The 20,641-nt window shown below is 65.7% G+C and carries 13 protein-coding genes and 1 pseudogene; 6 read left to right on the forward strand and 8 right to left on the reverse strand.

Annotated features, from left to right (window positions below; translation table 11 throughout):
• Nucleotides 1-240: 240 nt before the first annotated feature.
• Nucleotides 241-1,545 (reverse strand): DNA cytosine methyltransferase, encoded by a 1,305-nt coding sequence (locus tag ACTWLT_RS21450; RefSeq protein ID WP_445319920.1) that lies wholly within the window; start codon nt 1,543-1,545, stop codon nt 241-243.
• A gap of 147 nt (nt 1,546-1,692) precedes the next feature.
• On the opposite strand from ACTWLT_RS21450, the gene ACTWLT_RS21455 reads away from it, so the two are divergent.
• Nucleotides 1,693-2,115, forward strand: a complete 423-nt coding sequence (locus tag ACTWLT_RS21455) for a DUF4259 domain-containing protein (protein WP_445319921.1) — start codon at nt 1,693-1,695, stop codon at nt 2,113-2,115.
• On the opposite strand, the gene ACTWLT_RS21460 is transcribed toward ACTWLT_RS21455, so the two are convergent.
• The 3 genes from ACTWLT_RS21460 to ACTWLT_RS21470 form a co-directional block, all read right to left on the reverse strand.
• Nucleotides 2,116-3,012 (reverse strand): Eco29kI family restriction endonuclease, encoded by an 897-nt coding sequence (locus ACTWLT_RS21460; RefSeq protein ID WP_445319922.1) that lies wholly within the window; start codon nt 3,010-3,012, stop codon nt 2,116-2,118.
• 279 nt (nt 3,013-3,291) lie between these two features.
• Nucleotides 3,292-6,576 (reverse strand): NACHT domain-containing protein, encoded by a 3,285-nt coding sequence (locus ACTWLT_RS21465; protein WP_445319923.1) that lies wholly within the window; start codon nt 6,574-6,576, stop codon nt 3,292-3,294.
• 849 nt (nt 6,577-7,425) lie between these two features.
• Entirely contained in the window at nt 7,426-8,520 is a 1,095-nt protein-coding gene (locus tag ACTWLT_RS21470) for a restriction endonuclease (RefSeq protein ID WP_445319924.1), read from the reverse strand.
• A 617-nt stretch (nt 8,521-9,137) separates the two neighbouring features.
• Here ACTWLT_RS21470 and ACTWLT_RS21475 point away from each other — a divergent pair.
• From ACTWLT_RS21475 to ACTWLT_RS21485, 3 genes are all read left to right on the forward strand, one after another.
• A complete protein-coding gene (locus ACTWLT_RS21475; RefSeq protein WP_445319925.1) occupies nt 9,138-12,806 on the forward strand; it encodes an AAA domain-containing protein in 3,669 nt (1,222 codons plus the stop codon).
• Between the two features lie 5 nt (nt 12,807-12,811).
• On the forward strand, nt 12,812-14,605 hold the full coding sequence (locus ACTWLT_RS21480) for a hypothetical protein (RefSeq protein ID WP_445319926.1): 1,794 nt from the start codon (nt 12,812-12,814) through the stop codon (nt 14,603-14,605).
• A 411-nt stretch (nt 14,606-15,016) separates the two neighbouring features.
• On the forward strand, nt 15,017-15,253 hold the full coding sequence (locus ACTWLT_RS21485; RefSeq protein ID WP_445319927.1) for a hypothetical protein: 237 nt from the start codon (nt 15,017-15,019) through the stop codon (nt 15,251-15,253).
• Nucleotides 15,254-15,707: 454 nt separating this feature from the next.
• Here ACTWLT_RS21485 and ACTWLT_RS21490 read toward each other — a convergent pair whose 3' ends face one another.
• The 4 genes from ACTWLT_RS21490 to ACTWLT_RS21505 all read right to left on the reverse strand — a co-directional run bounded on the left by ACTWLT_RS21490 (nt 15,708) and on the right by ACTWLT_RS21505 (nt 18,922).
• Entirely contained in the window at nt 15,708-15,968 is a 261-nt protein-coding gene (locus ACTWLT_RS21490) for a helix-turn-helix domain-containing protein (RefSeq protein WP_445319928.1), read from the reverse strand.
• Nucleotides 15,969-16,119: 151 nt separating this feature from the next.
• The gene (locus ACTWLT_RS21495) at nt 16,120-17,322 is read right to left on the reverse strand and encodes a competence protein CoiA family protein (protein WP_445319929.1); all 1,203 of its coding nucleotides are present in this window, start codon (nt 17,320-17,322) and stop codon (nt 16,120-16,122) included.
• A 516-nt stretch (nt 17,323-17,838) separates the two neighbouring features.
• The gene (locus tag ACTWLT_RS21500; protein WP_445319930.1) at nt 17,839-18,033 is read right to left on the reverse strand and encodes a DUF397 domain-containing protein; all 195 of its coding nucleotides are present in this window, start codon (nt 18,031-18,033) and stop codon (nt 17,839-17,841) included.
• 13 nt (nt 18,034-18,046) lie between these two features.
• A complete protein-coding gene (locus tag ACTWLT_RS21505) occupies nt 18,047-18,922 on the reverse strand; it encodes a helix-turn-helix domain-containing protein (protein ID WP_445319931.1) in 876 nt (291 codons plus the stop codon).
• Nucleotides 18,923-19,527: 605 nt separating this feature from the next.
• Between ACTWLT_RS21505 and ACTWLT_RS21510 the strand changes: the two are divergent.
• Nucleotides 19,528-19,757, forward strand: a pseudogene (locus ACTWLT_RS21510) (hypothetical protein).
• Between the two features lie 93 nt (nt 19,758-19,850).
• Nucleotides 19,851-20,252 carry a helix-turn-helix domain-containing protein gene (locus tag ACTWLT_RS21515; RefSeq protein WP_445319932.1) on the forward strand — a complete coding sequence of 134 codons (402 nt, stop codon included), beginning with the start codon at nt 19,851-19,853 and terminating at the stop codon, nt 20,250-20,252.
• Nucleotides 20,253-20,641 lie beyond the last annotated feature (389 nt).

Raw genomic sequence — 20,641 nt, forward strand, 5'->3', positions numbered from 1 at the left:
CCCTGTCAGACCATCGCAGGTAGGCCCGAATGCGGCGAGTTCGGGGGAGCAGTTTGAGGTCCACGGAGGCGCGGGCTCGACGTCCATCGCCGAGGTCGACCCACCGCCGGTCGGGTCCGCCGGCGGCGCGGTCCTGCTCGAGGGATGCCGCTTTCCGGCTGCGGCCGCGCCGGCCCCTCCACGCTCTTAAGTCTGGGGGCTTGTCCGCCCAGGGACTCTCGGATCTGGCGGCAGTGGTAGTCACCGATGGCTCTCGGCCTCGTCGAGGGCTGTGGCAATGGCTTTGGCGAAGAACTCGCCGAGGAGGACGGGTACAGCGTTGCCGAGCTGGCGCATCTTCTCGCCCCGAGGACCAGCGAGCACCCAGTTGTCCGGGAAGGTCATGACGCGTGCCGTCTCCCGTACGGTCATGTATCGATGCCTGTAGGGATATGGATTATCGCCGGCCGGTTCAGGCCACAGGTCGTCGGTCAAGATCACGGACTCGCCGCCAGGGACACCATGCACCCCTGCCTTGACCGTCTTGGCAGGTCGATCCAGCTCGTTAGGTGTGTGTCCCGCGTAGATGCGCGCGTCTGGCCAGCCAATATGGTCGGTGAACCCACCGAGATTGTGCTCTCGCCGATCGAGTTGGTCCCACGGAACGGGCGGAAGGGGAGGCTGTCCGTCAAGTCCTTGAAGGGCATCCCGCAGGGTCCGCCACGGCAGTCTGCCGTCATCCTCGGGAGGGGTGGTTGGCAGTCGTGACATAACGCGCTCGCGTACGTGCTCCGGCACCTGGGGATGCCTCCGCCAGTAGGTGCCGTCGAGCATTGATCGAACCAGCGCCGCCTCCGAGAACCGTGGACGCACCGACCGCTTGAAGCGTTCGATGTCGACACCCAGGTCCGATCGAAACGCCACGATGATGATCCTGTTGCGGATCTGTGGAACGCCGTAATCGGCGGCGTTGACCGTGGTGGTGACCACGTCGTACCGCCGCTTGGGGTCAGGCGGTTCCTCGGCCAGACGTTCCTTCAGTACCTCGTCATGGTCGCGCCACGTCGAGTCGTGGTCACGCTCCTCGAACGGAAGCTGCAACTCGCGCTCGATGTACTCGAAGTACGGTCGGAAGGATGGGCGCAGGAGGCCTCGTACGTTCTCGCACATGACGGCCTTGGGCTGAATCTTGCGGGTGGCGCGAAACATCTGCGGGAACATGTTCCGCTTGTCCTCGTCGCCCCTCGCGACGCCGCCCAGGCTGAAAGGCTGGCACGGGGGCCCGCCCGCGAGGAGATCCACCCGATCCCAGAGATAGTCGAACCTGACCCCGCTGACGTCGCCCCTGACCAAGGGCCACCTCTCGCCGGGAGCGGGAACACGCTCCGTCTCGCCGCGGTCGATGGCGGCGTTGGCCTCGAGCGTGTCGCACGCGTACTTCATTAGTTCGTTGACCAGGAGAGGGCGAAATCCCGCCCGGTGAACAGCCATCGCCAAGCCGCCGCCGCCCGCGAAGAGTTCTACCGACGTGCGGTCCCTAACCTGCTCTCCGGGCGGCTCAGACATGGGCGGAGCATACCGCGGAGTTGTGGATCTTGAAAGTCGAACCGCCGCGTGGCGGTCACCCCGCCTCGGTGGCCGAGTGACTCCGTCCGAGCCGCGGCACCCGCGCAACCCGGGGTGTGGTTGGGTATCGCCAACGTGAGGAGGGCGATGGCAACCTGGCAGCTCGGCCCGTTCGACAACGACGACGCGGTCGAGTGGTGCGACGCCATCGAGGCCGCCCCGCTCGACCAACGCGCCGAACTTCTGCGTGTCACCCTGGCGGTGGCGGCGGCCGGGCGGAACCTTACGGCGGGGGAAGCCGCTCGAGCCGTTGCGGCGGCCGCCACGGCGCTCCAATCCCTCAGCGGCGTACCGTTCTCGAACTCGGCATACGCTCCACGCTTCCTGTTCGACAGGGAGGCCATGGCAGTCGATTCATCAATTCGAGATCTGGCAGTGCGAGCGCTCGGCGAAGTACTAGCGGAGGGTTCAGCCTGGCGGCTTCGATGGGCTGACGACATCGAGGAAGAAGAAGCTATCGCTGTCATCGAGAGCCTTCGGACTCACCTCGCCTCGACAGCGACACCCTAGTCAGCCGACGCTGGGCACATCCCCATCGGGGCCGGCTTCAATAGGTATGTCTCTGCCTGCGGCGGTGGTGAAGCTAGTGGGTGCCAGCTGCGCCAGGTCGCCAATGACGCCCGCCATGATCGATTCAAGCGTTTGGTGCGGTGGCAATCGCCTGAAATGGGTGTCGATCTCCTTGCGGATCACACTCGCCGGCTTCTGGTCTTCGGGCAATGCATCCGCCCACTGCCTGCCTGGATGAAGTGTGTCCCACGGTGATCGTTTGTTCTTGCGAGTCTTGGCCTTATCGCCATGCTTGCTCATGCCGAAGCAGATCTTCGTATCATTATTCCAAATCGGTCGGAAAAATTGAATGAGTTGCTTCTCCGCTGCGCTTTGATACCCTGTCTGAACGATGAGGAACCGGCATTCAAAATCCTCCAGGCGCAAGGGCGAGGTGACCTTCCGAATGCTCCTGCAGTGATCACTAAGACGACGATGCAATCTCGTTCCTTGGCTAACCGCGTCCTTGGCCTCGGCTACTTGCGGATCCGCCTTTCCGACGTATATCGGCTGCTCAGTGCGGGATATCGGTGAGTACGCGTCGAAGGGGCCATTGTAGTACAGCGCATATACCCCGGAACCATAAAAAGGTCTGACAGACATCAACGGATGCCGTTGTTGGGCGATCATGGTCAGGGCGACAATACGACCCGTGGTGCTGGGAGCGCTGGGATCAAACAGCCCTCGTGGCCGCAGTGTTGGGTCCAAGCGAGTAGCGGCCTGGTCTAGCCGCTTCGTCTCAGCCGCGAGGGCTTCACGGAGCTCACTGCGGATGGCCGTGCCTCGAGGGGGATCCATCGCCTGCAACTCGTCGGCGAGAGCCGCGAGTCGCTCAACGAAACGCTGGGCCACGGTCACGCGCCCGGCTACTCGGCGAAGGCATGCCCCGAGGCTACAGGGCCACTCGGAGGCCCTCCTCGCACGCCGGCAAGCGCCCCGCACCTCGTGAGTGGCGGCGGCCGAGTCGCTGCGGACACCCTTTCAAACCCTCGTCCGTGCTGTTGCCTACGACCTCGACCGGTACGAGTGCCAGCTGACCCGCGCGGAGATGGCGTCTGCGAGGGTGAAGCTCTCGACGTTGCCCCCGGCAAACTGGCCGAGCCGATCAACGACGTGGAGCCGTTCAAGGAGACCTGCTTACTCGGTTCGCGAGGGCGCGTCGCAGGTGCGGCTGCCTGGATGGTTGAACAGGGCATCGGCGAGGTCCGGGGTTGCTCGTTCGAGTTCGGACCGGCGTCCGGCCCCGACCAGGGCCTCGGACAGGCCAGCGATGGCCGTCGGCCCGGCTCCCTCGCCACCGAGGATGGCCCGCAATGCGGGAACAAGCAGGGCACCGGGAACTTCCCGTGCATGCTGTCGAATCAGGTCCGAGGCGAGCGAGGCTCCGTACGGGTCCTCCGCCGCTCTAGAGACGACCAGGCAACTGATCGCGCTGATCGCCGCACGGGAAGTCATGCACCCTTCGTCGATCAGCTCGTGGACCATTTCGCACACCCTGCCCGGCGGCAGCCGGTGTGCGGACGTCCGCATGGTGCTTAACACCAGCTCCGTGGCGGCCCGGACCGCTGGTGTATTCCGCTGGTCGAGCGAGGCCAGCTCCCCCACGGCCGAGGAAGCATCTCCGCAAGCGGTGACCAGCTCCTCTGTAGGAGTTTCCAGCGAGACCGCCAGCCACATCCGGATGAGGGCCTGTGCGACCGAAAGATGGCCGCCGCGTTCGCGCTCTCCGACCTGGGTCAACGCCGCCGGCATCCGGCGGATCAACGGTTCCAGGGCGTGTAGCAGCATGTCGTCGCTCACGTCGTTGCTCAGCTGCATGGACCTGAGCGCGGGCGGTACCTCGAAGGCGGCTCTGAAGATCTCGTCGCGGCTCTCGCCCGGCGCGAGTCTGTTGGTCCAGTAAATATCGGTCGGGTCCGGGATGTCCGCCGTCCAGTCACGCGTGTACTCGAGCACGACGTCGCGGCGGCCGTCGTGCCAGCCGCGGCTGACCCTGAGAACTTCCATGGCGTCCATCCACATCTCCGCCGGCACAGCGGCCTTCCATTGCAGAGCGGAGTTACGCAGCCAGGCCGCCGGGTCGTCGGTCCGGATGAACAGCTCCGACGCTCGCAGTTCGCCGCCGCAGGCCAACGTGAGCAGGAACAGGTTGAAGGAGTATGTGGCCATCCAGTGGTCGATGCGCTTGTCGACTGGGCGGTATCGGCTCTCGACGTAGTGCGGGCGGGTCATGGCCTGGGAGGTGCGACCGGTCAACCAGGCGCGGGTGCGGTCGCGGTCGAGGCTATCGAGCAGACCGGCGACGAATGGTAGAACGGTGGCACGAGCGGTCAGCGGCGTGAAGCCGAGCAGGGAGCGCAGCAGGTCGTCGTCGCTCGAGGGGCCCATGCGCAGGGCCAGTGTGCTCGCCGACTCACGCGCCTCGGTGTCGTGAATGGCCTGTACGACGAGCCGGGCCACGAGGTACTCGCCAAAAGTCGCGTGCAGGAACTCGTAAGTCTGCCGGGCCTGGTCCTCCTGAACGGCTTGAGCCCGCTGCACGAAGAAAAAGCGCCCAATCATCTCCTGACCGGCGGTGAGCGGGCTGCGGAAGGCCCGGGTGCGGCCCGGGTTCGACGGGGTGATGCCCAGGCCGGTAAGATCATCGTCCAGCTCGCGTTCCGTCGCCCACAGTCGCAGGCGATGGAACATCGCGAACGCGACCACCGACAGTCGCTGAAGCTCCTGCTCGACCAACTCCGACACTACTGACTCAGGTTGGCCCTTGTGCACCCGGCGCACCTCGCGCTCGGCGAAGGAGGCCAGCAACCGCTCGTAAAGCTGGCCGTCATCGAGGGCTGCGGCGTCGTCCTGTAGACCACTGCTGGTGGCATCGTAGAGGGCGAGCATGAGCAGCAATAACGGCTGTTCGGCGAGGTCGCGGAAGCGGAGGACTACCTCCGGCATCAGGGGCCTGACTCGCCGACCGGTCTCGTTCCAGACGGTCAGCCAGCGCCCAATCTGGGCCTCGTCGAACGGCTCGAGGCGCACGGCAAGGGCATCGGCGGGCAGGCGGGCGCGGTCTGCGACGGCGATTCGGGTGGTGACCACAACCGCGACCGGCCGCCCCAGCGCCGCCTCTCGCTGCTGGAACCCGACGACCCGGTGCAGGTAGTCGGACTGGTGCACGCCGGTGGCCTGCAGGAGCTCGTCGAAGCCGTCGAGCAGGATGACCGGTAGGGCGCCGTCGGTGTGGCGGGACAGTTCTGCCCAGGACACCGTCTCGCCGATCGTGAGGCGCAAGGCCTGCTCAACCTGGTCCTGGATCTCGGCTTCGGCGGGCACCTCGCGCAGCGGGACCCGGCAGACGAAGAAGTCCCCGGCGGGCAGCCGGGCGGCGAGGATGCGGGTCAGCGAGGACTTCCCGGCGCCTGGCTGGCCGAGCAGCAGCATCGGAGCTTCGGTGGCACGGGTCGTGGTCAGGTGGGCGGCAAGGAATTCGGCGAAGTCGTTGCGCACGTCGACGGCGGCCCACCACTGGTCGTCTGCAGGGCGGGCACCTGGATCGGCCGGCCGGACGCGAAAGCGCGGATCGAGGTACGCCGTCTCGAGCGTAGGCATGAGCAGTTCCCCCGCATTGCCACCGAGGATCGGACGGTCGAGTTCGGCGCGATAGGCGCGGGACAGTGCGGCCCGGTGTAGGCCGGGGTCGCGTCCCGAGCTGGCCTGCAGCAGCAGCGCCTCGAGGCGATCGAGGCCACGGGCGGTAGCCCGCGCTTCGAGGCGATCGGTCCAGAACGCGAACTCGGGGATCTCCTCGGCGAGGCGGCGGTGTATCTCGTCATACCGGTCGACGGCGGCATCGGGCAGTCGCCGGTTGAGCAGGTCGGCCAGCTTACGACGCGCGCGCTCGTCGGCCCGGTCCCAAACGGCCAGCCCGGTGAGGTGGCGGCTCATGTGCTCCGACTCGTCGGCGAACCAGCGCCAAAGAGCGGTCAGGAGAGCCGCGTACGGACGATCGGGCGTCGGCAACGGAATGGGTGCGTGCAGGAAGCGGCCAACCAGCGTCCCCTCGCCCTGGCCGCCGGCAAACGCAAGCTGGTCCTCCCGGGTGAACTTCGGGTCGTGAATGCCCGCCGAGGTCAGGCAAACGTCAAGCTCTTCGAAGAACGCGGCGACCACCAGGACGGTGTGCGCGGCCTGGAGCCGCTCGCTGCGGTCGTGGCGCCCCAGCCCACGTAGCGAATCACCGATTTTGGCCGCTACCTGGCTACCGAGTCGGACTCCCTCGGTCTTGGCGTCGAAGAGACTGATCGCGAGATCGCTGCCGCCGGCGGTCGCCGCAGTAAGTGCGCTGCCGAGCAGGTTGTCGACAGCCTTGGCAAACGGCCCGGAACCACCCAGAATCTTGACGGCGTCGGCATAGGACAGGCGTCGCGGCATCGCTACATGATGGCGCACCTGACAAACTTGTCGTTGAGCGCGAAGATGTGATACCTGCGTTGGCCCGAGGTGGTCCGGGAGACCGAGGCCTGCGGCCGGCATGCGCCGGCTGGCGAGGAACTGCGGTGATGATCAGAAAGCTGCCACGGCCGCTGCAAGCGCGATTCATCAGCGCCCTGACCGCAGACTGCTCGTCCCTCCGACCGACGAGTAGTTCAGCTGGCATCAGACTTCCCGGCAGGCACGCTATGAAGGACTTCGATCCTGCCAGAGGACTCCACGGGCCTTCGCTAGACCAGCGGAGGCCCTGACAGCGCGTGCCGGAGACGGAGACGACCCGCGCTCCGTCAAGGACACCTACAACGTCGCTCACCGCAATAACCTGCGCCGCCGGGTTCCGCCGGCTGACCTCACTGCCCACCGCCGCTCCCACTCGGCTGAGGTCAGTAAAACTCCGCACCGGCCGCGCGCCCAGACTCGCCGTGGCGATCTGAGCCGACGGGTACGGACGGCCGCAGCCGCCATGGGCCGTCAAAGGAGTTCTTCGCCGGCCTGCGCGAGGCGGTGATCGTGATGATCGGCTACCGAACCTCCGCCGTGCGCGACTGGCCGGCACACCCGCCCGGTAGTTGCCACTTGGCGTGCCTGGGGCTCCTCGATGCGCGTTCGGTCGAGACAAGTGTGTGGGTGAGTCTTCTTAAGGGGAACACCATAGTGACCCTTATGGCCGCCGCGCTCGTAACATGATCGGTAGGCGGCCCGCCTGATCGAGTGCTCTGAGTCCTGCTATTGCTTGCCGAGGTCGAGTACGTACCGGGCCCTGTCGACGCCGAGGCAGGGGGACATCGCCTAGGAACTGCCGTCCTCCACTCTACGGCGACGCAGTTCTCGTCGAGAAAAGATCAGGCGGAACAGACGTGGTCCGCGAAGCCGGGAGGGCCCGCTCCCATGTGGATCCCAAAAGATGTCAAGTCGGCCGCCAAGCTCCCCCTTCGCTGCCAACGACTGCAGCCGACGATCGGTTTCCGCGAGCGCTCGTCTTTCCACCGCAGACGGAAGCGTCAACCGTAGCGTGTATTGGCCGCCGTCTCGGGACATTGGCCGCACTACCCACGTGGTTGCCGTGTCATGGCTTTGGTCACGAGCGACAGATAAGCTGACCTGGTGTTCTGGCTCTTCGCTCGCCATCTGCAAGAACGCATCTAAGTTGTCGGGTCGCACCAATAGCACTTGCGGACCCGCGGGGAAGGCCAGCAGGGCGCCGTCGACGGCGTGATCAAGGCGCTGCTTGACACTATGGGCAGCTGGGCGCAATCCCAGATCCGCCGCCATGGCCTCCGTGTCTGGCCCGAGGGACTCGCCTTCGGGTGCGGTGCCCAAAACGCCACGCAAGACCTGCCGGAGGACACGGACCGGGTATTGCTCCAACCATGGCGGGACATTGCGCAATAGCTCCCTCGCGCTGTCATTCACTGCCCCTCGAAGCCTCGCCCACTCAGGACCAGACAAATCGATGATGGAAATCTGGTGAGCGATCGCGTATTTCTGAGCAGGCTCGCTGAAGCCGCTAGTCGAGAAAAGCGCGTATCGGTATTGACGCCGGGCCCGATTTTCTGAGTAGTTGACCATCCATGCGTCGTTGATGTCGTTTATGGTTCCGACAGCGTTCCGGATAACGGGTAGTCGGACACGTCCGCCCCGGGCCTTCGCTTCAACGAACAGGCGCAATGGATGGCTGAACGCGGGGATAACGGTAAACTCGCCGAGTACATCTACCTGATGATCCGCTCCGCGGCCTCGGACCTGCAAATCTCCCGATCGTCCCCTCCTGAGATCTGCCGGATCTTGAGAACAGTGTGTGAGCAATCGGTATCCGGCGCTCTGCATGAGGCTCGCCAGAACCTCTTCAAGCAAATACCCGGCCAACATCTCCTGCGAGATCACGGGCAGCTCCTGGATGGAGGCAAAATCGAGTAGGTGACGAGCTTCACCGCTGCAGGGAGCATGCCAGCCGGTGTCCAGGTCACGTGCATACTCAAGCAGATTAGAGGCGATCAGAGAAGCCCAACCCCATGAGAATTTGCTCAGCCCTTGACTTGCACGTGGGGACGCGTTGGCGGGGCCCCGACCAGCCGGATACGGCGGCCGTCAACCGGATCGGCTTTGCGGGGATTGTTAAGTGCTTGAGAATCGGCAACACTGCACGAAGGTCCACTGCACCATGCATGGCATTTAGCTGGGCGTCGCTTCGGTACTGGGGACGGCTGCGGCTCCGGTGAACCGAGTAAACCCGCCCCGCCCCGCCCCGCGACGCACCGTGCCGTCCGCTCGGACTATTAAGTCGCCTGCTCCGGCGGGGGCAGGTCTTGAAGTGCCGTTCATACTTCGCGGCTCCGCCGGAGCGGCAATGGCTCACGTGTGCGCGAGTCCCTTGCCGCGGTGAACCGCGATACGCGGACCGGCTCGTACCTTCGGTCCGGTAAGACGAACGCGTGCGGGATGTCTGCGCCTCCGGCGTTGGCTAGGTTCGTGATGAACATCCGGCGAAGGTGGGGGTCCACATGAGTCTCGGGTCCGGTGCGCTGCTGCTCAACAGCCGCTACAAACTTATCGGCTCAGAGATCTCCAAGCCCGGTGACGGCGGGCTCTGGGGCGCACTCGACCAAGAGGAGGTCTCCAAGCCGCTGCTACTCAAGGCCTGGCCTTTCACTGATGACCGGCCCGACGACGTCCAACGGGCCTTGTGGGACGCGGAACTGCGAACGCTCTACCGGGTGCGTAGCACGCCCGGCTCCGAGGAGTCACTGCTGCAGCTGCGCGACGTCGGCATCGATCATGACGCTCGGTGCTTTGTGATGGTGTTCAAGACGGAGGGACTGCAAAATTTGGCCAGCCTCCTCGGTCTGCAGCGTGGAGACCATGCGTGGCTGAGCGGGCGGCCCGAGGACCGGGTCGCGCTGTGGCAGATGCTCGAACGGTTTACCGACGGGCTGGGACTATTGCACGACCAGCAGGTCGTGCACCGCAACGTGGTGCCTGATTCCGTCTTTCTGGAGCCGGGCGAGGGGCCTGAGTCCGCCCGACTTGGCGGTTTCGAATGGAGCATCAGACTGGGCAGGCCTGCGGCGCGGGCGGCGCGGATCGGCTGGGAGACCGTCCCAGAGGCGTTCGCCGGGCGGGCGCCGTTCGGGCCGGACGCCGATTGGTTCGCTTTCGGGATGCTCGCCGCCCGTTGCATGCTCAACCTCGAGCACTTTGACACGCCGTCTGTCGCTCCGTGGGACCGGTACCGCGGTGTCCTGAAGCTGCTGGCCAAGCCCAAGGGAAAGCTCACCGCGCTGGAAGTCGACTTCATTAGTCGGCTGATCGCCGAGGATCCGGAGACGCGGCTGCGGCATCAGTCGGACATCTCGGCGACCATCAGGGAGATCGTCGGCGTCCTACAGGATCCGGGGCAGAACGACGACACTTCCCGTCGGCACCTTGTCATCATCGATCCGACTAACCGCCGGCTGGTGACCGACTGCTTCGACCGCGGCCTCGGCGAGCTGCTACGGCTCGAACCGGGCGACACGTTCGACCCGAAGCGGGCGGAGCACCGTAGTGCGCTACACACCTTTCTGTACAAGGACTTCGCCGACGGCGCCACCCTGACTCCCGTGCCCAATCGCGAGAAGTACGTGCTCTCCGGCCGGCGGATGCATTTGATCATCGGCCCCTCTGTCAGCGAGGTCGACGGCAAGCCGACCTGGCAGAACGCGTTTTGCAGCGGGACCTCCGACTATCTGTCAGGGGCAGCGGCGAACCAGGTCAGCATCCCGCCGGGACAGTTGGAGTTCTTCAACACCCGCGAACGGCGCGCCCTTGGCTCCCACCTCGCCACCTCGGCCCGGTGGGAGGCCCTGCTGCCGCGCGTCGACAAAGCCCGCGAGCGGCGCGAGGAGCAGGAGCGCTTCAGTGATTTCCTGCGCATCACTAATCAGGTCGACATCCTCGTCAGAGACGCCGAGCTGTTCCGCTGCGAGATTGTCGAGGTCGAGGAAGAGGACGGCAGCTGCACACAGGTCGAGGTGCGCGAGATCGCTCGAGAGCACCCGCCGTCGGGGATGTTTGCCATCGACGGCGGTATGGCCGAGTTCCTATTCCGCGAGAAGCACAGCGGCAAGCCAGGCAGCAACCTCATCCAGCTCTGCTCGCCAAACTCAGAGAGCATTGAGGATCGGCCGGCGGCTCCTGAGTGGGTGGTGCACAGCGTCGATATACCCGGACGTACCGCCAAGCTGACGCCGACCCAAGATCTGCCGAAGATGCCACAGGCCGGCGACGTGCACGTGCTACGGACTAAGGGGCTCGGCGGGCAGGTGCTGCAGATCAAACGGCGCAAGCAGGCAATCGCCAAGCTCGCCAAGCACACGTACCTGCTGGAAAGCCTGACCACGCCGGGACAGGTCCTCATGGACAGCGGTCCGGTGCGGCTGCCGGTCCCGCTGGGACCCAAGACCGTCGACTCGAGCAAGCTCACGCAAATCGAGACAATACTCGGTGTTCGGCCCATCTACACCGTCCAGGGACCTCCGGGCACCGGCAAGACGCACATGGTTGCCTGGCTCCTGCGGGAGATTCTGGAAGAGGATCCCGTTGCCCAAGTGCTCATCACGGCCCAGGCGCACCACGCGGTCGACGTGTTACGAGCGAAGGTCGAGCAGGACGCTTTCGCCGACGTCTCTGAGGAGCGCCAGCCGCTGACAATCCGGCTGCGCCGCGCCAAGCCGGACCAGCCCGGCGGCCTCAGCGCTGAGGAGCAGGGCTCGGAACAGCAAGTGACCCGGGAGCTGCTGGAGCAGACAATCAATCGGATCGAGGCCGTCCAGCCCGCATGCGCCACCTCGCCCGTGCAGGCGGAATGGCTGGCCATCTGCAAGCGGATGGTGGCGGAACTCAACACACGTGATGCGTCGACCCCCAAGGAGTTCCGCGAGCTGGTCAAGCGCAGCGCCAGCATCACCTACAGCACGACGGGGGATGGCGACCTGGCCGCACTAGCTGGGGAGGTGTCCTACGACTGGGCGATCGTGGAGGAGGCGGGCAAGGTCCACGGCTTCGAACTCGCCCTGCCGCTCTTCCTAGGGCATCGCTGGCTCCTTATCGGTGACCCGAAGCAGCTGTCGCCGTACCGCATTGAGGACTACGAAAAGGCGGTGGCCGAGCTGAGCTCGACTGTTGCCGCCCTCGAGGCGTTGCCGGCGCCAAACAAGAACGTCGACCGGGAGGTACTGCTCAGCTGGCGTGACCGAACCCCGGAGCAGCGTGGGGAATTCCAGCAGTACTGCAAGCGCTGGCTGCAGCTGTTCGCTCAGCTACACAAGCTGTGCGCCCATCACGAACCGCAGGAAGGTCTACTTACCGGACAGCACCGGATGCACCCGGACATCGGCGAACTGGTGTCCGAGGTCTACTACAAGGGGAGACTTTCGCACTACACCCGTGATCCCGACAGCGGCCAGCCCAAGCCTGGCATCCTGCACAACCTGCACGCTCCAACAGAGATCGGCGGCCGGGCCATAGTGTGGCTGGATCTGCCGATGGCGTCCGCCGACGAAACCCGGGCCATGGAACACGGCACCCCGAAATACCGCAACCCCGCCGAGGCGTTCGCGCTTGACCGGTTCCTACGCACCCTGCGCGTTGACAACAAGCCGCCGATGGACCTCGCAATCCTCTCGCCGTACGCGCAGCAGGTCGGCTACTTGCGCCAACAGCTCGACGGGCCGGAGTTCCGTGAGACGCTCGCCGAGGCAGGTCTGCGCCTGGCACCGGACCCGCAGCGGTCGCAGTACGACACCGGCCCGCAGGCCAGGGACGGCTTCTTTACCGTCGACTCCTTCCAGGGCAACCAGGCCGAGGTGATTGCGATCAGCCTGGTCCGCAACAACACCGCCGCCAGCGGGGCAGGACTGGGATTCCTCGTCGAACCGCAGCGTATGAACGTGCTCATCTCCCGGGCCGAGCGACTGCTGGTGCTGGTCGGATCGTGGGAATTCTTCCGCTCGCAGGTCCACTACGTCTCACGAGACCCACAGCAGCAGGCGCCGCTGCAGCACCTCGCGCTGATGGTCGACCGGTTGGAAGCGTGGTTCAAGGAGGGACGAGCCGCGCTGATACCCGCCGATCTGGCCGGATTTGAACCCCCGGCTGCCCTTGTTCGCCCCAAGCTCTCTGCCGGGAAGTGAGCATCATGACCATGGTCCGGACCCTGGTGCCGCTGAATATGTACGTGGTCACCTACCAGCTCGCCTACGGCCGTCCGTACAGCAAGTTCGAGGAGCTGCTGCTCAAGGCGATCAACGAGTCGACAGACACGGGAGGCCGCACCTCACGCGAACTCGGGGACATTTTCAAGGTCCATATCCGGCTCCTGACCGAGGGACTAGTGACGCTAATCCAGGAGGGGTGGGTCGTGATGGAGCAGCGCGGCTCCGAGATTTACTACCTGGTGACCGAGCAGGGACGTGCGACGGTCGCGTCCGGGCGGCGGCCGAGCAATCTGCGAGTGCGTACCGCGCACGCAAAGATCGTGCGGGAGCGGCTGACCGGCCAGATGACACGCGCCTCAGACCTGCCGCTGATCACCGTGAATGCTCTGCGCCGGACCGCCAACCGGGCGGTGCACAAGGAGGCGCTGCAGCCGCGCGTGATTCGTACCAAGATCAACGGCGGCGAGGCTGAACGGCTGCTGCCCCGCTCCGACCAACATCAGGAGTGGGTGCGGTGGATCGATTCGGCGGCTCGCGTTAGCCAGGACCTGCACTACCTGCCGGTGCGGGTGGACCTAGACAGCGGCAAAGTGCTTGGCCTGCCCTACCAGTGGCAGCACCTCGCCCAGATGATCTGCCATGAGGCCCGCGAGCGGCGCGAGGAGTTTGAGGCCGACCCGGCGTTCCAGTCCGAGCTGCAGCGAGTTATGCAGGATTCGACGGAGGCCGTGCACGACGACGTCCCGACCGTCGCGCATTGGGCTGTGCCGTACGCCCAGGCGTCCGTCACGTGCGCCGACCTGACACTGAGGGGCGACCACGGTCGGGCTCTGGCGGAGGAGCTCCTAGCGCGGGCCGAGGGTAGCGTGCTGATCGTCGCCGGCAACCTGGACGAGCCAACGGCGGTCGCCACGAAAGACGCGGCGATCGCGCTGCGCCGCCGCGGTGTGCATTGCGACGTGCTCTGGTCATGCGACGACGAAGCGGCAGTCGACAGCATCCAGCGACGGGTCACCGCGATCCGAGCCGACGACTCGCTGCCGGGCAAGGTGCAGTTCAACCGGGCGCGGACGGAATGGGTCGCCGACATGATCATCACCACGACGGCGGACGGGCCAGTGGCCGCCATCGGAGCAGGTCTGTTCGGCGGGGCAGAGCGAGACGGCGAGCTGCGGCCTGCACTTCGGCTCACCGATCCAGGGATCGCCGCAGCCCTGGCCCGGGTCTGCGCCGGCTGGTGGGAGGAGCTTCCAGCAAACGAGGGCGCGCTGCCCGCACATCGGTGGAAGCACTTGGCCGAACAGTGGGCCGGCGAAGCGGCCACCGCGCAGGCACCTAATCAGACGCTCGTGGGGGTCGGCTGCCCAGACAACCCATCAGCGGATTGCACCGGCCGGGCGATTGTGTTGGTTGGACCGCAGCAGGCGGCGTTTCAGGCCAACCTATCCGCTGAGGCGGGACAGCGGTACCTGCGCACCGAGTCGGACGAGCCCCTTGACCGTCTAGTAGCCGAATCAGCCCACCTGCCGGATGCAGTCGGCAGGCTCTACCGGGTCATCGGCGGCGCCGACGGATGGCGGACGCTGCGCCGCAAGGGAGACTTGTGGTCGGTCGAGGTCACAGAGGCGCCACCGCCAGCGCGGTCCCAACGGCTGCTCGCCGTCAACGGGCAGTGGCTGGTGACATGCGGGGACCCAGCGCGGTCGAGCGTCGCGTTCTGCGTCGAGGGACACGTCGGCGAACGCGCGTGGGTGCGCGCGATGAACGGCTCCTGACGGCGCCCCGCCGCCGCGCTCCTCGGATAGAAGCGGGCGGCCGGAGAGCGTTGCAGGGGGACCGGGACAAAGGCCGACGAAGTGGCAATGGTCGCGCCGATCAGCTCAGCGCGAGCCGGCTACCGTGGGCTCCGTTCTAGCTGGAAGACCTACAAGTCCATCAAAAAGAGCGGCTTCAAGGCGACCTGGCGGCCGATCAAAAGGATGAGCTGGAAAGAGCGCTTTCAATACGGTGTATCTGGTGGTGCATCTTGGATGGGCTACCACGATTTCAAGAATGATTGGCGGGGATTCCGGGGTGCCTGGGGGGACACCAAGCGCGCCGGTGGCGCGAAATACTGCAGAGGTGCCCGAAAAGTGAGCCGCTGGGCTTCCCGCGGAATGTACTCAGGATGCAGGTGATCTTGTCGTATGAGTAACGAAAATCCGATCGGAGAGCAGGCGCCTCGCAGGAAGTCAGCTCACCATCCTGCGTTTCTGGTGGTGTACTTCCTAATTGCGCTGGCGTTTTTCCTCAGTCACGAAAATCTACTCTCGCGAATTCTGGCCGGCGCGATGATGATCGTCCTGGGAGCGCAGTTCGCCAACTTTCTCTGGCATCGGCATCGAAGCAGAGCCAAGCGCATCGATCCACCAGCGAGCGTCTGAGCAAATTGGCCGACGGTAGGCGCGCGACGTGAAAGGAGCGGCGAGAGGGCGCGTGTTTCACGCCCCTCTCGCCGCTTCGACCGATCGGCCAGGTGGGCAGGGTCGTTGCGCCAGCGCCCCGTTGCCTAAAGAAGCGCCTCGAACTCGACCAACGGATCCCGCCCACACCTGGCTGGGATACGCATAGACCAGTCTTACCCAATCTCCGAGCATCCCAGCCCACCCGCGCCGTCACTGTTTCGGCGAGACGGCTGAAGCTCGTTTACGGGGCCAGGTATTCGATGGATGGTTAAGGGAATCGAGGCGGAATCCAAGAAGGGTGGGTGGCGCGATCTTATGCGAGTGGGTAGGAGGCTCGCCTCGATCCGATCCTTCGCGGCGTCACCACAATCGATCGACAGCCGCGCTTCCCCCGCCTGCATACACACAGTCAAACATGAAGATCTCGTTCACGTCATCTGTTGATCACGCAGAGGTAGCTGATCCGGACTGGCCGAGTCAGACTTGCCTGCTTCCACTCCTGGTGCAGACCCTGAGCTCGACGAGAAGCGTCTTTGAGCGTGGCGCTTGCGACATCAGACGCCTGGCAGGGATCTATCCAGCCATCCAGGTCCTCATCGGTGGGCATCTGCTTGCCAGTCTCTACCTTCGAAACCTTGGATTGCGTCCAGCCCAGCTGGCGTGCCGTCCGGCTACCTGTAAAACTGGTGCTCATGGACGCCGCGTACGAACTGACCCGTCGCGGCCTGATCGCCCAGCGCGGCAACGGCGACTCGTTCGACTACCGCCTGACCCTGCCGGCTGCAGGGTAGCGGTCGGCATACCAGACGGGCCCATGATCACCGGTCACAGATTGCTGCCAGCCCCTACGCGTTAAGTTCGTCGCGCCGGTAGTAGGTCGGCGAGTTCCGGCAGAGCTGACAGGCGAGGATCAGCGGTTGACCGGCCCGCCCGGGCGGCTTCTCGCCGCAGCACAGGGGCAGGTTCTCCACCTCGGGCGCGGCGCCCTGGGCGATGCCCGTTCCGTATCGGCGCTCGCAGGCTCGTTCAGTCGTCCGGTCACGGCGTGGGGCGCTGCCGTTCTCGGCCAGCTCCACAGTTCCGCCCCGTTCGACGATGACCTCGTTGTGGTCGCCGGCCGGGATCCAGGTGACCCGGTCGCGATGCCGGTACGGCAGCCAGGACCCGTGCAGGATGCCCTCCAGCAGGTGGTCCAGGTGAGGGCGCGGACCGCACGGGAATACAGCGGTTGTGGCGGCCTTCTGGCGGCTGTAGCTGCGGGGATTGAACGTCGGGTAGAGGTGTAAGCGGCCACACGGTACGGCCTTGCGGGTGACCGGGCAGCGGCTCGTTCCGGTCCAGAGGTCCGCCCACCCGCACCTCTGCGTCTCGAACGTGATGGCACCCGCGCCGATCTCTAGCCGGGGCTCGGTCAGGTACAGGCGATGGTCGCTGAGAGCGGGCACCGACAGGTGCGGCACCGGGTGCAGGAAGGTGATGTCGTCGGCGCCGCGGTCGGTGGTCCACACCACGCGGTCGCCAGCCTTGTGAAGCGCCCGTTGTCGGGCACGGATGGTCCGCGGGGTCTCCTTGGAGTGCTGGATCTCGCCTGCCACGGTCAGGACTGGGCCGACGGCCACGACATCCGGGCGGCGGCGGGCGCGTGGCCGCCACACCTCGATCTCGACGGTGCCGCCGACGGACGCCCATGTGCGGGCCTTGCGCTCCTTGAGCGCCTTGTGCGTGTCGGTCTCCGGCTGGTGCTCCGGGTGCGGCGAGCGCCCGTCCTCGTGCCGGAACATGGGGCCGTGCCGCCCCTCAACGAAGGTCAGCCAGACCGGCGCCTGAGGGAGTCCTCTCTGGGCCTGATGGCGCATGCAAAGCAGGCAGAGCAGCTTTGCACCGCCGATGCCGTGGGGGCGATCGCTGACCAGGCGGTCACGCAGATCGGGCTCGTCGGGGTGCCCCCAGGCGGGCAGCCGTGGCTGCAACTCGACCATGGCGGGCACGTAGAACACCCCGTCGTTGTAGGCGAGCGGGTCGAGTTGTTCCCAGACAGGTTGGGTCACTAGTCGGTCCCCCAAGGCGGTGCTCAGCCATCGGAATCGGCAGAGGTGCATGCGCCGTCTTCCGAGGGTATCGGCCGGGGCCGACACTGCCGCTGCCGTTCAACGCTGGGCTGCCGGTGGAGCGGGGTCGGCAACCTCGGCAGGGTCGCGTAGCCTGCTCGACCGTAGAGGCGGGCGTGAGGGCGGACGATGGCCAACGACTCGTCGACCTGGGGACCGACGGGGGTCGCGGTCGTGACCGCCGGGGTTGCGGTCTGGCAGGCGGCGAGCGCCAAGAGTCAGGCCAATAGCGCCAAGGACTCGGCCGAGACCGTGCAGCGGCGGGAAAAGGCCGGCGAGGACCACCTCGCCCTCGCCCGTCGGCAGTTCGATAGCGAACTGAACACGCGAGACGAGGCCGACGGTCCGACGTTCCAGGTCGAGCGAGGTGTAAACCACTTCAGCGATGTGCGGTGCTGCCTCGGACTAGCTACGTCATCGAGGCGAAGGACGAGCCTGTGCCCGCGCGGAATCGCTCTACGCTTGGGAGCTACCGGCCTTGATGCTCTGGATGAAGGCGACCCAATCGTCGTGGAAGAAGCAGAGCATGGGTCCCTGTGGCTGCTTGCTGTCGCGGACCATGACGACCTGGGGTGGCGTGGCCACTTCGACGCAGTTACCGCTTGAACCGGACCTCGTGCTCTTGCGCCAGACAGCGCGAGACAGGTCCATGGCTCGTGGCCTCCTACGTAATTAGCTCGGCAGCAATCGCACGCAGCGTATCTCGCGTGGGCTTGGGTGCCAGTGCCTGGGCTTGGAGTTGCTCATGTGCTGCGGCGTATGCGGCGATTTCGGACGGCCGGTCTAGGTACAGCGCGCCGGTCAGCGTGTCGACGTAGACCATCCGCTCCTCGGCGGCGTCGGGGTAGGGCTCGGGCAACGGCGGGAAGTCGAGGATTACGAAGCTCCCGTCGAAGCCAACTCCGGCGGAGTAGGGAAGGAGCTGGATCTGGACGTTGCTCTTGGTTGAGTCCTCGATCAAGCGGCTGAGTTGCCTGTGCAGCACCTCGGGCCCGCCGACCACCCGCCGAGCTGCTCCCTCGTCGATGACCACACGCAGCAGCGGCGGATCGTCTCCTGACAGAATGGCCTGCCTCTCCATCCGCAGCGCGATTTGGCGCTCTACCTCGTCGTCCCGCATGGGAATTGGCGCACCCTGGAACGCGGCCCGCGCGTACTCCGCGGTCTGTAGGAGGCCAGGCACCATCTGGCATTCGTAGGTGCGGATCACCGACGCCTCGGACTCCATCCCGACGTACGCGGCGAACCAGTCCGGCAAGACGTCGCTGTACCGCTGCCACCAACCGCGCTGCTTAGCCTGGCGCGCTACCGCAATAACGGCTTCCGCCTGGTTGCCTTCCACCCCATATAGCGCCAGTAGCGCCCGCACGTCATTGGGATGGGGGCGTACTTCTGCCGTCTCGATACGGCTGAGCCAGCTCGCGTCGTGATCCACTCGCCTGGCTGCTTCAGCCGAGGTGATGCCAGCCCTCTCGCGGAGCTGCCGCAGGGTCAGCGCCAGTCGTCGGCGCCTGACGGTTGGGCTTTGGCGTTGAGACACCCCGCCATCTTGCCATGCGGAAGACCCGACTTCCGCTCGCAGACACGCAGAACGCATCACCGCATTCCGCATATTGCGGATCGGCGTGATGCATGGCAGGGTGTTTGCTGGGTGTGGTGGTCGGATGACCCAGCGTGGCCCGGCTGCCATGCCCCTCACGCGAGGAGGGTCACGATGGGCAGGCAGGTTTCCTACGAGCAGTACGTCATTGCAGTCGCCCTGACCCTGGCGCGCCGGCATCGGCCGGTGTGGTCTTGGAGGAGAGCCCAGAGGATTTGTCGCTGCGGCGGCGAGCTGCCGTGCCGCTCGAGACACCGCATCCCCGTCAGCCGTCGGCATTGGCCAGGGGAGGCGGAATGACCGCCCACGGGCCTGTTCTGCCTATATGGAGTTGCGGCGGGTGTGGTGCCCCTTGGCCGTGCCGTACTCGGAGGCAGGAGTTGCAAGCCGAGTTCGAAGAAGCGCCGATATCCCTAGCTCTGTACATGGGGTCGTGCCTGGTGGCCGCGAGCCAGGACATGGGCTGGGCGCCGGCCGGGCTTCTCCATCGCCGGTTCCTCGGGTGGGTGCGGTGACCGCACCCCCGCTCCGGTGATGTTCTCTACGTGACCCGGGCGGCCAGCGTGCAGTTCATCAACCCGATCTTCTTCCGGGTAATCCGGGTGCTCGACTGGCGGACGTTTACGGGTTGCTTTGGCTCGAGGGCTACCTACTCAACATCAAGGGCGATGCCGTGGTTCGACGGGCCATCTTCGTGCAGCAGGTCGGACTGCGATCCGGTGACATTCGGACCGCCGGCCAAGCAGTGACGTTGGCCCAAGGCGGCAGCGGGTGAGGGATTACAGGGCCTAGGGTGAGAAGGGGACACAATAATCCGCAATACGGTGCTACTTAATGTGACGTGAAGTCAACCGTCAATCCTGGCTCGATGAGCATCGGCGAGATCGCCCGCCGCTTCGATCTCGCCCCGCATGTGTTGCGGCACTGGGAGTCTGTACGGCTGTTGTCACCGTCGCGCGCGGTGGCCTGCCGTCGCCGCTACGGCGCGGAGCACCTCCACCAGATCGCGGTCATGCTGTGCGCGGAGGAGGCCGGGATTGCCCTGGACAACATCCGGCAGATGTCCGTCGCGCCCAGTCCGACGCAGCGCACAGCAACCTTGCGGCGGCACCGAACCGAGCTGGCAAAGCGCATCGCGCAGACCCAGGCATCACTGGAACTGATCGACTGCGCACTCGCCTGCGATCACGATTGCATCCCCCGATGCCCGCACTTCCAGGCGATGGTGGCCGAACGCGTCGGCCTCGACCCGGCCGTGACGCCCATCTAGCCGTAGCGTGGGGATTCATTCAGATGCTGGCCGGAGCCTGTGCTCAGCGCTCCACCGATCGAGCGTCGGGCCCGGCTGGTACGGCTGCTCGCCGGCGCACCGCCGCAGCTGGCCTCGCAGATCACCCGACGTTTGCCACCCCAGGCGCAGCTGAGAATCCGGTAGGCAGCTCAGCCAAGGAACTTACCTCGCAGTCCGCCCAGAAAGCGTTGCATCGACCAGGGCCGTGACCCACGGCTGGTGGATATCGGGCCACCAGGCGACTGCGAGCCGGGTCGAAACTTGCTCAAGGCGCGGGGTGCTGACCGTCAATCACGACCCTGCGGCTACTGACGCGACAGGTCGCGGCCGAGTACGGTGAGCCACAGGTGTGCCGGGAAGTCTGGTCG

The organism is Micromonospora yongxingensis, from assembly GCF_052601155.1.

Coding starts and splice junctions, on each gene's coding strand:
- ACTWLT_RS21475 (WP_445319925.1), top strand. CDS start 9,138: ATGAGTCTCGGGTCCGGTGCGCTGCTGCTCAACAGCCGCTACAAACTT.
- ACTWLT_RS21455 (WP_445319921.1), top strand. CDS start 1,693: ATGGCAACCTGGCAGCTCGGCCCGTTCGACAACGACGACGCGGTCGAG.
- ACTWLT_RS21500 (WP_445319930.1), bottom strand. CDS start 18,033: ATGGACCTGTCTCGCGCTGTCTGGCGCAAGAGCACGAGGTCCGGTTCA.
- ACTWLT_RS21480 (WP_445319926.1), top strand. CDS start 12,812: ATGACCATGGTCCGGACCCTGGTGCCGCTGAATATGTACGTGGTCACC.
- ACTWLT_RS21465 (WP_445319923.1), bottom strand. CDS start 6,576: ATGCCGCGACGCCTGTCCTATGCCGACGCCGTCAAGATTCTGGGTGGT.
- ACTWLT_RS21515 (WP_445319932.1), top strand. CDS start 19,851: ATGAGCATCGGCGAGATCGCCCGCCGCTTCGATCTCGCCCCGCATGTG.
- ACTWLT_RS21490 (WP_445319928.1), bottom strand. CDS start 15,968: ATGAGCACCAGTTTTACAGGTAGCCGGACGGCACGCCAGCTGGGCTGG.
- ACTWLT_RS21450 (WP_445319920.1), bottom strand. CDS start 1,545: ATGTCTGAGCCGCCCGGAGAGCAGGTTAGGGACCGCACGTCGGTAGAA.
- ACTWLT_RS21485 (WP_445319927.1), top strand. CDS start 15,017: ATGAGTAACGAAAATCCGATCGGAGAGCAGGCGCCTCGCAGGAAGTCA.